The 13,118-nt window shown below is 67.3% G+C and carries 9 protein-coding genes and 1 tRNA gene; 4 read left to right on the top strand and 6 right to left on the bottom strand.

Annotation, left to right across the window (positions count from 1 at the left end; all coding sequences use genetic code 11):
* On the bottom strand, positions 1–389 hold a 389-nt coding region (locus JWM94_RS02275; protein ID WP_299420895.1), incomplete at its 3' end, for a penicillin acylase family protein.
* A gap of 28 nt (positions 390–417) precedes the next feature.
* On the opposite strand from JWM94_RS02275, the gene JWM94_RS02280 reads away from it, so the two are divergent.
* Positions 418–1,692: an amidohydrolase family protein gene (locus JWM94_RS02280; RefSeq protein ID WP_299420899.1), complete on the top strand. Its 1,275-nt coding sequence runs from the start codon at positions 418–420 to the stop codon at positions 1,690–1,692.
* Between the two features lie 2 nt (positions 1,693–1,694).
* On the opposite strand, the gene JWM94_RS02285 is transcribed toward JWM94_RS02280, so the two are convergent.
* The gene (locus tag JWM94_RS02285; protein ID WP_299420902.1) at positions 1,695–2,348 is read right to left on the bottom strand and encodes a glutathione S-transferase family protein; all 654 of its coding nucleotides are present in this window, start codon (positions 2,346–2,348) and stop codon (positions 1,695–1,697) included.
* Positions 2,345–3,568: an FAD-dependent oxidoreductase gene (locus tag JWM94_RS02290; RefSeq protein ID WP_299420907.1), complete on the bottom strand. Its 1,224-nt coding sequence runs from the start codon at positions 3,566–3,568 to the stop codon at positions 2,345–2,347. Before JWM94_RS02290 ends, JWM94_RS02285 begins: the two co-directional genes overlap by 4 nt.
* A gap of 83 nt (positions 3,569–3,651) precedes the next feature.
* On the opposite strand from JWM94_RS02290, the gene JWM94_RS02295 reads away from it, so the two are divergent.
* The gene (locus tag JWM94_RS02295; protein ID WP_299420910.1) at positions 3,652–4,725 is read left to right on the top strand and encodes a heparan-alpha-glucosaminide N-acetyltransferase domain-containing protein; all 1,074 of its coding nucleotides are present in this window, start codon (positions 3,652–3,654) and stop codon (positions 4,723–4,725) included.
* Here JWM94_RS02295 and JWM94_RS02300 read toward each other — a convergent pair.
* The 3 genes from JWM94_RS02300 to JWM94_RS02310 all read right to left on the bottom strand — a co-directional run bounded on the left by JWM94_RS02300 (position 4,714) and on the right by JWM94_RS02310 (position 6,889).
* Entirely contained in the window at positions 4,714–5,493 is a 780-nt protein-coding gene (locus JWM94_RS02300) for a transglutaminase family protein (RefSeq protein ID WP_299420914.1), read from the bottom strand. The genes JWM94_RS02295 and JWM94_RS02300 overlap by 12 nt on opposite strands.
* A 548-nt stretch (positions 5,494–6,041) precedes the next feature.
* A complete protein-coding gene (locus JWM94_RS02305; RefSeq protein WP_299420917.1) occupies positions 6,042–6,326 on the bottom strand; it encodes a hypothetical protein in 285 nt (94 codons plus the stop codon).
* Between the two features lie 493 nt (positions 6,327–6,819).
* Positions 6,820–6,889, bottom strand: a tRNA-Thr gene (locus JWM94_RS02310).
* A 179-nt stretch (positions 6,890–7,068) separates the two neighbouring features.
* Between JWM94_RS02310 and JWM94_RS02315 the strand changes: the two genes are divergently transcribed.
* Together JWM94_RS02315 and JWM94_RS02320 are read left to right on the top strand one after the other, a co-directional pair.
* Positions 7,069–8,322 carry a hypothetical protein gene (locus JWM94_RS02315; RefSeq protein WP_299420920.1) on the top strand — a complete coding sequence of 418 codons (1,254 nt, stop codon included), beginning with the start codon at positions 7,069–7,071 and terminating at the stop codon, positions 8,320–8,322.
* A gap of 108 nt (positions 8,323–8,430) precedes the next feature.
* Positions 8,431–13,047 (top strand): NAD-glutamate dehydrogenase domain-containing protein, encoded by a 4,617-nt coding sequence (locus tag JWM94_RS02320; RefSeq protein WP_299420923.1) that lies wholly within the window; start codon positions 8,431–8,433, stop codon positions 13,045–13,047.
* Positions 13,048–13,118: the final 71 nt, after the last annotated feature.

The raw sequence follows: 13,118 nt of genomic DNA on the forward strand, positions 1-13,118 counted from the left end.
CCGTCGGCCCACGCATCCATCAACTTACGCAGCCACGCCGGGCTCGCGGCATATTGCTTCTTCAGCTCGGCCGGATCGACGAACAGCCGCTGGCGCAGGTCGGCCCACAGTGCGTCCTCGCCGGCCCCCGGCGCTTCCGCCGTCCGCCCCAGCGCTGTCAGGTAATTGGCCTCGATCCGCGAGAAGTCGTCCTCGGCCTGGGCATAGATCATCCCGAACACCGCGTCGGCGTCGGTCTTGCCCGATATGTGCGCGATCCCCCAATCGTCGCGGGTGATCGTCACGTTCGCCACTTCGGCGCGCCAGCGCGTCATTTCAGGGTCGGGCGCCGACGGTGCGGTGGCGAGAAGCGCGAGGGCTAGGAGCGGCAAGCGAGCAAGGCTATCCATGGGCCAAGCGTAATACGCGAAGAGGGAGATGACCATGCGCTGGCTGGCTTTGATGGCGGCGATCCTGATCGGCCCGGCGACCGCGCTGCCCGCCGCCGAAACCCCCTCCGCGACCCTGCTCAAGCCCGCCGGGGTGTTCGACGGCGTCGACGGCCAGGTCCATGCCGGCTGGCAAGTGCTGGTCGAGGGCGACAAGATCGCCGCGGTCGGCCCGAACCTCTCCGCCCCCATCGGCGCCCAAGTGATCGCCCTGCCCGGAGACACGCAGATGCCGGGGATGATCGAGGGGCACGGGCATCTGTTCCTGCACCCGTATAACGAGACGCCGTGGGACGATCAGGTGCTGCACGAAGCGCTCGCGCTGCGCACCGCGCGCGCAGTCGCCAGCGCCAGGGCGACGCTGATGGCGGGCTTCACCAGCGAACGCGATCTCGGCACCGAGGGCGCGGGCTATGCCGATGTCGGGCTGCGAGACGCAATCGCAAAGGGCATCGTCCCCGGCCCGCGCCTGCAAGTCGCAACGCGCGCCATCGTCGCGCTCGGCGCTTACGGGCCGAAGGGCTTCGAGCCGGGCGTCGAGATACCGCAAGGCGCGGAGGAAGTGTCGGGCGTCGATTCGATCGTCGCGGCGGTGCGCCGCCAGATCGCGGCGGGCGCCGACTGGATCAAGCTCTACGCCGATTATCGCTGGCGCCCCGGTGAGGACAGCCGAGCCACCCTGAGCCTCGACGAGATGAAGGCAGCGGTCGCCGCCGCGCACGATGCCGGCCGCCCGGTCGCGGTCCACGCCGCGACCGCGGAAGGGATGCGCCGCGCGATCGCCGCGGGGGTGGACACGATCGAGCATGGGTATGGCGGCACGCCCGAAATCTTCGCGGCGATGGTCGCGAAAGGGATCGCGCTCTGCCCCACCCTTGCCGCCTCCGACGCGGTCGCGCGCTACCGCGGCTGGAACGGCAGCGAGCCCGCGCCGGCGAGCGTCCTGCTCAACCGCTCAAGTTTCAAACTCGCTGTGAAGGCCGGCGTCCGCATCTGCATGGGCGGCGACGTCGGCGTGTTCGCGCACGGCCAAAATGCGCGCGAGATGGAACTGATGGCCGCCGTCGGGATGGCGCCCGCGCAAGTGCTGATCGCCGCGACCGGGGCCAATGCGCGGTGGTTCAGGCTCGACAAGCGGCTGGGCGCGGTAAAGATCGGGCTGCTTGCCGACTTGGTCGCGGTCTCGGGCGATCCGACTGCCGACATCGCCGCGGTCCGCCGCGTGGCGCTGGTGATGAAGGGCGGGATGGTGGTCGGGCGCTGAGCTCAGCCAGCCGCCGGCTGGTCATCGAACACCGCGCGTTGCGCCGCGAACGCGCGCTGGAACGCGGGCCGCGCTTCGCCGCGCGCGACATAGGCGGCGAGTTTGGGATACTCGCCAAGAATGGGCGCGTTGCCCAACCGACGCAGTGCCTCGACCACCATCAGGTCGCCCGCGCTGAACGTCCCGTCGAGCCAGTCGTTGTCACCCAACCGCCGCGACAAATCGCCCAGCCGCGCGCGGACGCGTTCCTCGACGATCGGGATGCGATCCTTGGCCCACGGCTTGTCGCCTTCGAACAGCACAGCGGTGGTGCGCTCGACGATCGGCGGCTCGATCGTGTTGAGCGCGGCGAACATCCACGTGATCGCGCGCGCGCGCGCATCGAGGTCGTCGGGCAGCAAACCCGCGTGACGCTCCGCAATATGCAGGATGATCGCGCCCGATTCGAACAGGACCAGATCGCCTTCCTCGTAGGTCGGGATCTGCCCAAACGGCTGTAACGCGCGGTGCGCGGGTTGCTTCATCGCCTCGAACGACACCAGGCGAACGTCGTACGGCTGGCCGACTTCCTCCAACGCCCAGCGCACGCGCGTGTCGCGGGCCAAGCCCCGGCCGCGATCGGGCGAGGCTTCGAAGGCGGTGATGGTCGGGGTCATGACATATCCTTCAGGGCTATATTGGTGTCGGCCAGCATCAACGGATCGACCGTCGCGCCGGTTTCGACCAGCTTGCGCCCCTGCACGTAATCCCGCGTCGCATTGACGCAGTCGAGCGCGACGACGCGGCCGGCCTTCAAGTGGATCACCGAAAAGCTGCGCGCCGCCGGGTCGCCGCGCAGCACCGCCTGGTCGTACGCAATCGACAGTCCGACGGTCTGCAGCCTGAGGTCGTACTGGTTCGACCAGAACCACGGCGTCGCGGTGTACGCCACATCCTCGCCCAGGATCGCCTTCGCCGCGACCGTCGCCTGGTCGGTCGCGTTCTGGACCGATTCTAGCCGCACCTCGACCCCGCCGGCGAAGCCGTTGGCGTGGAGCGCGCAATCGCCGACCGCGTAGATATCGGGCAGCGATGTGCGGCATTGCGCATCGACATAGACGCCGTTGCCGCCGACCGCGCCCGCCGCGGCCAGCGGCTCGACCGCGGGGACGATGCCGATTCCGACCACGACCATGTCGGCGGGGACGATCGTGCCGTCGGCCAGCTCGACACCGTTGACCGCGCCCTTGCCGAGCAGCCGCACGACCGACACGCCGAGCCGCACATCGACTCCGTGCGCGCGGTGTTCGTCCTCGAAGAATTGCGATAGTTGCGGCCCGGCGACGCGCGCCATGACGCGGTCAAGCGCCTCCAACAGCACGACGCGCTTGCCGAACTTGCTCAGTACGGCAGCAGCTTCCAACCCGATGAACCCGCCGCCGACTACCACCCCGCTGGCGACCCCCGGCAGCTCGGCAATCATGCGGTCCGCATCGGCGCGGTTGCGGACAGTATGGACGCCGGCGAGGTCGTGCCCATCGCATGCCAGCCGCCGCGCGTGCCCGCCCGTCGCCCAGATCAGACTGCCATACCCGATTACAGCTCCATCCGCGGTGGTGACGTGGTGCGCCACCGGATCGACCGTCACGACAGTGCGCCCGAGCAGCATTGCCACGTCGCGCTCTTCCCAGAACGCAGGCTGGCGGATCAGGATGCGGTCGAAGCTCTTGTCGCCCGCTAGATATTCCTTCGACAAGGGCGGGCGCTCATAGGGCAATTCGCGCTCATCGCCGATCACGCCGATCGATCCTTCGAACTTACCCTGGCGCAGCGCGATCGCCGCCTGCGCGCCGCCATGTCCCGCGCCGACGATCAGGACGTCGTAATGGTCTTTCATCGTGCAAGCGGTATCGGTTTTGCCGCGCGATGTCATGGCTTGTGCCGCGCTTCGTGCCGCCGCACAAAGTGCGCGGGGGGACGATGACCGCAACGGCCACTAGAACACGGGACGACGCGCTCGATGCGCTGCGCGGGCTTGCGATTTTCGGAATGGTGCTGGTCAACCTGCAAGGGTCCGACGCGCATGTCTTTCCGATCTTGGCACACGCGCCGTGGAATGGGCTGACCATCGCCGATCTGGTCTTTCCGCTGTTCCTGCTGTGCGTCGGGCTGTCGCTGCCGCTGGCGATGGATGGGCGCGAACCGCCCGCGAGTATCGGGCGGATCGTGCGGCGGTCGGTGCTGCTGTACCTGATCGGCTTCTCGATCGGCTGGATCGTCCATGCCAGCCCGCATCTGATCGATATCCGCTTTACCGGCGTGCTGGCGCGGATCGGCATCGTCTATCTGGTCTGCGCGCTGACCGTGCGATCGACGAGCGGCTGGCGCGTGCCGGCGTTGGCGGCGGTCGCGCTGATGGCGGTCCACGGCGCGTTGCTCTACGCCGCGCCGCCCGGCGGGGTCGCGAGCATGGCGCAGGGCGCGGGGTTCAGCGGCTGGCTCGACCGCGCAGTGCTGGGCGGCACGCGATTGTACGGCAAGGTGTTCGACCCCGAAGGACCGCTATCGACGCTGTCGGCGATCGCCACCGCGATGATCGGCGTCGCGGTGCAGCGGCTGACGATACAGAGGCCTAACGCGCTTTTTAAGACGGCCGTGTTGTGCTTCGTCGCCGCGTTTGGCCCGTGGTTTCTTTGGCCGGTCAACAAGGCGCTATGGACGCCGACCTTCGTCGTAATCAACGCGGCGATCGGGCTCGGCATGCTCTGCCTGCTCAAATCGTTCTGGCCGTCGATCGGGGCGTTGTCACCTGTCCGGCTAGCGGCGCGGCTCGGCCAGGTCGCGCTGACACTTTACGTCGTCCACGCACTGCTGACCGCGATCCTCGTCATCCGCGTCGGCGGCGAGCGGCTCTGGGTTTCGTCGTTCGATGCGCTCACGCGGCTCGGCTTGCCGCTCGACTGGACGTCGTTGCTCTACGCGGCAATCGCCGGGACGCTATCGGTGCTCATCACGCTCGCGCTGGCGAAGCGCGGCTGGGTATTACGCGTCTAACCGCTTCACCGTCACGCTCTGCTCGACCAGATCGGCGCGGCCGAAGATCGTCAGAAAACTGATGTCGGTGGCGTCGCGCCCGACACCGATCCGGGCGATCCCTTCCTCGGGCGCGAGGCCGGTCGGATCGACCAGCCGCCAGCCGCCGTCGAGCCACACCTCGACCACCGCATGGAAATCCTCGGGCTCGAGCGCCCAGGCATAGGCGCCAACCATCCGCGCCGGGATGTCGGCGGCGCGCGCCAGCGCGATCAGCAGGTGCGCGTAATCGCGGCACACCCCGCGCCGCGCGACCAGCGTATCGACCGCGGTGGTGCCGGCATCGCTGCCGGGTTCGTAGGTCAAATGCGCGCGAATCCAGTCGACCATCGCCGCGATCCGGTCGCCGCCAATCGCGTTGCCGAACTCGCGCCGCACCACCGCGTCGAGCCGGTCGGACTCGCAATAGCGGCTGGGAAAGAGGTACGGCACGACGGCCGCGGGCAGCGCCTTCAGATCGTCCGCGCCCAGCCCGCGCAACCGCGTCGCCGGGCGCTCGATCTCCACCGTCGCGGTGTAGCGCGCGGTCACGCGCCCCTCGCCCCGCGCCCAGGTCCGCCGCCCCACGCCGTCGTCCGCCGTGATCGGCGTCAACGTCCCCGTCCCGCCGACCTTCAGCAAATCCTCGACCAGCCGCTGATCGGGGGTCTGTGCGACTTCGAGCGCGAACAGCAGGTCGGCGGGCTCGGGCAGCGAATAGTCGAGCCAGGCGTGGATGGAGAGGCGCATGTCGGGGGATTACTCGATTGGCGGGTGACGGTCCCTAACGCATGGCAGGGGATTTGATAGCCGTACGCCGCACGCCGCCAGCAAAGCTGACGGCGAGACGGCGAAGGCCGGCTGGCGATGGGCCCCCCGCAAAGTAACACTTTGCGGGGTGCGCCGGCGGGTCGGCAACGCCGAACCCGTCCGACGACTTGGGCTTTGCCCAAGTCAGCCGCGCGAGGCCCGCCGGAAGATTACAAGGATTACACCATCCCCAGGGTTTTTGCGGCGCGAAAGGCCGCAAAAGTCGCACCCCTACGCGCGCGCGGGAGGCAAACTTCCCGAAGATCGCGCGCAGGAGGAATAAGACAGGCGTGCATTTTGGGTGCGCGCGGGCGATGGCGCGGATGGCGAATGTTCCCAATGTTCGCACTGGCCATGGGCCCGGCGACAATGCGGTATCCGGCGAAGTCAAAGAGCGCGGCCGTGTGACGGGCCGGCGCGGAGGATAGCAGGCGCGGGGGCTGTAGGAAAACGGTCAATCGAGCGGCAGATCAACCTTCTGGCCATCCTTAAAGGTCGAATGCCACGGAGCCTGAGTGACTAGCAGTTCTTTTCCACACAATCTCACTGAGATAATCCCCGCCCTGCCCACAAAACACAGCATTGAGCACCAGCTTCAGACAGTGCGGCGCGGTCGGATCGCAGTGAAGATAGAAACTGCCGGTCGGCTTAAGCGCGCGGTGGACTTCCACGATCCTGAGCGTCATGCGGACCAGATAGGCCAGCAATGCGCCGCGCCCGAGCACCTTTTCCAGACCGCGGATCAGCTCGACCGTCTGTTCGGTCCACCGCACGCTGCCTGGCGTGCCGCCGTGCAGCCGCTCGATATCGAGGATATAGTCCAGCCCCTCGACCGCTGTCGCCCCATTCCCAGGTATCGACGAACGCCTGCGCCTGCGCGCGATCCTCGCTGCCCTGATTGTTGTAGATCTGGGAATAGTTGCGCTTCGAATTGAAGGGCGGATCGATGTAGCACAAATCGACACTCTCGCTCGCAATCTTGCGGCGAAGAACGTCGAGATTGTCGCCGTAATAGAGTTCGTTGCTGGGCATGAGGCATCCTAAGTTCTGGCTAACACGGTAGCTAGTCAACACTCACTTTTTTGCGAAATTACCGGATGCCCGACACAAACCAGCTCTTGCAGCGGCTCGTCGGTTGCCCGCCCGCTGGCATATTTGGCCCGGACTTCATCGAGATAGGATTGAACGTTCACGCACATACCCCCGCCGGCGAACCATGCCCGCAATCCGCCGGCGGTGGCAAGCGGGCGTTCCGCGATGGGGTGATGGTGCCTACAGGATTCGAACCTGTGACCCCCGCATTACGAATGCGATGCTCTACCAGCTGAGCTAAGGCGGCCCGCGCGCACCCCTCGGGGCGCGGCAAGGCGGCGGCGATTATCAGGTCCGTCCTGACCTGACAAGGCCGTCGCCTCACCCGCCGCCGATAGCCGCAAACAGGTTTACGCAACCTTTACCACGTCTGGCGCACAAGCGTTTCATGAAGGGGCGACGGACGCCCGTGGGAACTGGTGCATGGATACGCAGCGCGGCTTCAACGAGGATCGTGACGACGCCGATGAACTGAGCGGCGGCGCGACCGATGCGGCCGACGCAGCCGTGGACGAGCCGACGCCCGCCGCGATCGGCACCGACGAGCGCCGCATGCATGTGCGCGCGTACAATCACTGGGTGTCGCTGCTGCGCGGCCGCGCCTATCCGTCGATCGAGGATTTGGATCCCGCCAATATCGCCGATTTCGGCCCGCATTCGGTGTTGCTGGACTTCACGCAAGGGATCGAGGATCCGAAGATCGCGTATCTTGGCGCCGCGCTGCGCGAGGAAACCGGGCACGACAATTCGATCACACATATCAGCCAGGTGCCGAGCCGCTCGCTGCTGTCGCGGCTGACCGACCATTATCTTCAGATCATCGCCAACCGCGCACCGATCGGGTTCGAGGCCGAATTCGTCGGCATTCGCGGGCACAACACGATGTACCGCGGCATCCTGATGCCGTTTTCGTCGAACGACGACACGATCGACTTCATCTATGGCGTGATCAACTGGAAGGAACTGGCCGACGCCGCGACTCAGGCGAGCCTCGACGCCGAAGTCGATGCCGCGTTGCGCGCCGCGCCCAAGCCCGTTGCGACCGCCCCGGTCTGGGCTGACGGTCCCGCGATCGAGCCGCCCGAAGCCGACGCCGCCGACTTGGCCGGAAAGCTCCGCCAAGCGCGCGAAACCGCGACCGCCGCGACTTCCGCCGACACGCGCAGCCGCGCCGCGCTGTACCGCGCGCTGGGCCGCGCGCACGATTTCGGGCTCGCCGCCGACCAGGATGCCGAAACCTATCGCGCCTTGCTCGACGATGCCGGCGTCACCGTGCAGGAGCGCGCGCCGATGACGGCGGTCGCCAAGCTGGTGTTCGGTGCCGATTACGACAAGGCACGGCTGACCGAATTCGCCGCGGTGCTGAGCCACGCGCGCCGCCACGCGATCGGCGTGGGGCAGCTGACCCAAGTGCTCGAAACCGTCGAGGGCGGGATCAAGGCCGTCGTCGCCGCCGAGCGTTCAGCGCGCAATCCGGCCAAGCCCGAAGCGCGCGATCCGCTAGCCGATATCGCCGAGCGGCTGGTGCTGGCGAGCGTCGAGTTCGCGACGGGGCTGGAGCCGGGGGAACTGGTGGTGCTGCTCGGCCGCACGACCGGTGACGGCACGCTCGACATTGTCGCGTCGGTTACCAACGACCGCTCGCTGGCCGCGCGCACGCTCAAAGCGGCGAAATAGTTTTTTTGCGGATTCGGCTACGCCGAATCCGGGGCTGCGTGAGCGCGCAACTACGTAACAACTGAAACGACCTTGAGCCTTTGCTCCGTCGGGGGCATAGGCTGCGCCATGGCCAAGACTTCGCTGAAATCGCTGTCGGACGCACTCGCGGACCGGTTGATCAAGGGTGCCTTGCCGGGCGAATTGCACGGCTTCGGCAAGGCGGAGCGCGCCGAGGCGGCGAACTTCGTCGCGACCGCCGCGTACAACCGCCCCCCCGGCGCGCCGGTGATGGTGATCGAGCCGATCGCCGCGAGCGATGCCAACCGACGCATGCGGGTCGCGATCGTCAACGACGACATGCCGTTCCTGGTCGATTCGATCGCAGCGACGATCGCCGCGCACGACATCGCGGTCGACCGCATCATCCACCCGGTGGTGCCCGTGACGCGCGATCCGCTTGGCGGATTGATGGGCGTCGGCGACGGCACCCCCGAATCGATGATCTATATCGAGATGGAGCGCGCCGACGCACGCGAGCGCCGTAGCCTGGTCACCGCGCTCGAGACCAATCTGAAGGACGTGCGCGCCGCGGTCGCCGACTGGGTGCCGCTGCAAGCCGCGATGGCCGCCGACGCCGCGACGCTGACCGGCGAAGGCGCGGCGTTACTGAACTGGTTCCTCGACCGGCACTTCACCATGCTCGGCCATGCCCGGTTCGGGCGCGAGGCGGGCGCCAAGGCGCCGCTCGGCATTTGCCGCAACAAGCATGACGTACCGATCCTGGCCGAAGCATCGCGCGCGCTGGCGATCAAATGGTTCGAGGGCGGCAACGACGCGCCATTGCTGCTCAAATCCAACTTCATCTCGGGCGTCCATCGCCAAATCCCGCTCGACCTGGTTGTCGTGCCGATCCGCGACGGCGGGAAGGTCGCCGGGTTGTCGATCCATGCCGGGCTGTGGACCAGCAGCGCGCTGAACACTCCGCCCGACGATGTCCCGTTGCTCCGCACGCGGCTCGCCGAGCTCCAGCAGAAATTCGGGTTCGATCCCAAGGGCCATGCCAGCAAGGCGCTCGAACATGCGTTGACCACGTTGCCGCACGATATCCTGATCGCGTTCACGCCGCAGGCGCTGGAAGATGTCGCGCTGACCGCGATGAGCCTGGCCGACCGGCCGCGCCCCAAGCTGGTGCTGGCGAAATCGATTCTCGGTCGGCATCTGTTCGCGTTCGTCTGGCTGCCGCGCGACGAACTGACCACCGCGCGACGCCTCGCGATCGGCGAGATGCTCAGCGAGGCGGCGAACGGCCCGATCCTCAATTGGGCGGTGGCGATGGACGATGTTGTCGCGCTGATCCGCTATACGATCGATGTGCGCGGCGCGGGCGAGATGCCCGACGAGGCCGCGCTCGACGTGCGGCTGGCGCGGATGATGCGCGGCTGGGCGCCCGCGGTCGAGGCAGCGCTGAGCGATACCGACCCGACCCGCGCGACGCGGCTAGCGCTGCGCTTCGCCAATTGCTTCCCGCAAACCTATCGCACCAACAATTCGGCCGATGAAGGCGCGCGCGATATCCTGCGGCTTGCACGGCTCGATGACGATGCCGACCGCTCGGTGCGGATCTTCCGGTCCGGGCCGGAGTTGCGGCTCAAGCTCTATCGCTTCGGCGGCGCGGTGGCGTTGTCGGACGCGGTGCCGGTGTTCGAGAATTTCGGCTTCCGCGTGGTCGAGGAAATACCGACCCAGCTCGCCGACGAAAATGAGGGGTTCGTCCACGACTTCCTGGTCGAGCCGATCGCGGCGGGCACCGCCGAGCCCACCGATTGGACGATCCTGGAGGACGCGATCGCCGCGGTGCTCGAGGGACGCGCCGAGAACGATGCGTTCAATCGGCTGATCCTCGACGCGCGGATGGACCCGCAGGCGGTCGTCTTGCTGCGCGCATGGTTCCGCTATCTCCGCCAGGGCGGGCTGACCTATGGCCTGACCACAGTGGTCGACGCGCTGCGCCGCGCGCCCGACGTCGCGCAGGCGCTGATCGATCGTTTCTACGCTGCGCATGGGCCAAACGGCACGCGCGGCGATGGCGTCGCGCTGGCCGACAAGGCGATCGCCAAGGGGCTCGATGAAGTCTCGGCGATCGACGACGACCGTATCCTGCGCGCAATCAAGGGCGTGGTTGCGGCGACGTTGCGCACCAACGCATTCGCGCCGGCGGCCGAGGAAGCGCTGGCGTTCAAGCTCGACAGCCACAAGGTGCCCGGCCTTCCCGCCCCGCTGCCGTGGCGCGAAATCTGGGTCTATAGCCCCCGCGTCGAGGGCATCCATTTGCGCGCCGGCCCTGTCGCGCGCGGCGGCATCCGCTGGTCGGACCGCCGCGACGATTTCCGCACTGAGGTGCTCAGCCTGATGAAAGCGCAGGTCGTCAAGAATGCGGTGATCGTTCCGACCGGCGCCAAGGGCGGCTTCTATCCCAAGCAGCTCCCCTCGCCCGCGACCGACCGCGACGCGTGGCTGGCGGAAGGCACGGAGAGTTACCGCATCTTCATCCGCACTTTGCTGTCGGTCACCGATAACATCGTCGAGGGCAAGGTCGTCCACCCCGAGGGTGTCGTCATCCACGACGCCGAAGACCCCTATTTCGTCGTCGCCGCCGACAAGGGAACCGCGACCTTCAGCGACGTCGCCAACGCGATCGCGATCGAGCGCGGTTTCTGGCTGGGCGACGCTTTCGCCTCGGGCGGTAGCCAAGGCTACGACCACAAGGCGATGGGCATCACCGCCAAGGGCGCGTGGGTCTCGGTCCAGCGCCACTTCGCCGAGCGCGGGGTGGACGTGCAGACGCAGTCGATCCGCGTCGTCGGGTGCGGCGACATGTCGGGCGACGTGTTCGGCAACGGCATGCTGCTGTCGAAGACGCTCAAGGTCGTCGCGGCGTTCGACCACCGCCACATCTTCCTCGATCCCGACCCCGATCCGGCGGCGAGCTGGGAGGAACGCAAACGCATGTTCGCGCTGCCGCGGTCGAGCTGGGCGGATTACAATCCGTCGTTGATCTCCAAGGGCGGCGGCGTGTTCCCGCGCACCGCCAAGACGATCGCGCTGACCAGGCAGGTCAAGGAGGCGCTCGACATCGCGGCCGACGAGTTGGAGCCCGCGGCGTTGATCTCGGCGATCCTAAAGTCACCCGCCGACCTGATCTGGTTCGGCGGCATCGGCACGTACGTGAAGGCGGCGAGCGAGAACCATGTCGAGGTTGGCGACCCGGCCAACGATCGGCTGCGTGTCAACGCCGAGGAATTGCGCGCGACCGCGATCGGCGAGGGCGCGAACCTGGGCGTTACGCAAGCCGCGCGTATCGCGTTCGCCAGCCGCGCCAGTGTTTTAGGAGGGGGCCGGATCAACACCGACTTCATCGACAATTCGGCCGGGGTCGATTGCTCGGACAACGAGGTCAACATCAAGATCGCGCTCAACCGCGAGATGATCGAAAAACGGCTGAGTTTCGACGCGCGCAACAAGCTGCTCGTGTCGATGACCGACGACGTTGCGCACCTGGTGCTCGAAGACAATCGGCTCCAGACGCTCGCGCTGTCGGTGATGGAGAATGACGGCGCCCAGGCATTGCCGAGCTACGTTCGGCTGATCGAGATTTTCGAAAGCGCCGGGCGGCTCGACCGCGTGGTCGAGGGGCTCGCCGACAATGGCGAACTGCTGCGCCGCGCGCCCGAGGGACATGGCCTGACTCGGCCCGAACTCGCGGTGCTGCTGGCGACCGCCAAGCTCGCGCTGCAGGATTCGATCGAGCATAGCGACCTCGGCACCGCCGACGAGCTCAAGCCCGATCTTCATGCCGCCTTCCCCACCGCGATGCGCAAGAAATTCGCCACCGCGATCGACCAGCATCGCCTGCGCGGCGAGATCGTCGCGACCAAGCTCGCCAACCGCATCATCAACCGGCTCGGCGTGCTTCACCCGTTCGAACTCGCCGAGGAAGAAGGCGCGGCGATGGCCGATATCGCGGCGATGTTCGTCGTGGTCGAGCGGCTGTTCGATCTCGACAAATTGTGGGCCGAAATCGAAAGCGCGCCGATGCCCGAGGCGGGGCGTCTGGCGCTGTTCGACGAGGTCGCGGTCGCGGTGCGCAGCCAGATCGCCGATTTGTTGCGCGTGACGGCGCCGGGAACGGGGCCGGGCGCGGTGCTGGCGCGGCTGGGCAAGGGCGTGAGCGCGCTCGACCGAAAGACGCGCGAATTGCTGCTCGAGGAAGCGTCGAGCCAGAGCGCACGGATTTCGACCAACCTTCAGGCAGCGGGCGCGCCGGCAGGGCTGGCGAAAAAGGTCGTGCGGCTGTTCGAGCTTGACGGCGCGGTCGGGCTTGCCGATCTGGGTGCCGAAACCGGGATCGACGAAACCGTGCTGACGCGCGCCTTCACCCATCTAGGGCAAGCGCTCGGGCTCGACTGGGCGCAAGCAAATGCGGCGCGGATCAATTCGAGCGATCCGTGGGAGCGGCTGCTGATCGCCGGGCTGGCGCGCGATTTCCAGCAGATCCGCCTCGAATTCCTCGAACGCGCCGGCGGCAAGGATCCCGAAGGCGCGGTCGACGAATGGCTTGGCGTCAACGCTACCCGCGTCGCGCAGTTCAAGGGTGTCGTGGACCGCGCGCGGACGGCGGCGGCGCCGAACGCGGCGATGCTGGCGCAGATCGCGGGCCAGGCGCGGGTGTTGCTGGGGCGGTAGGGCTGGGCCGTGCTCCCGCGCAGGCGGGAGCCCAGAGTCGCGGGCGAGCCGCTGCTTGACCCTGGGCTCCC

This window comes from Sphingomonas bacterium, from assembly GCF_028289855.1.
GTDB lineage: Bacteria > Pseudomonadota > Alphaproteobacteria > Sphingomonadales > Sphingomonadaceae > Sphingomonas.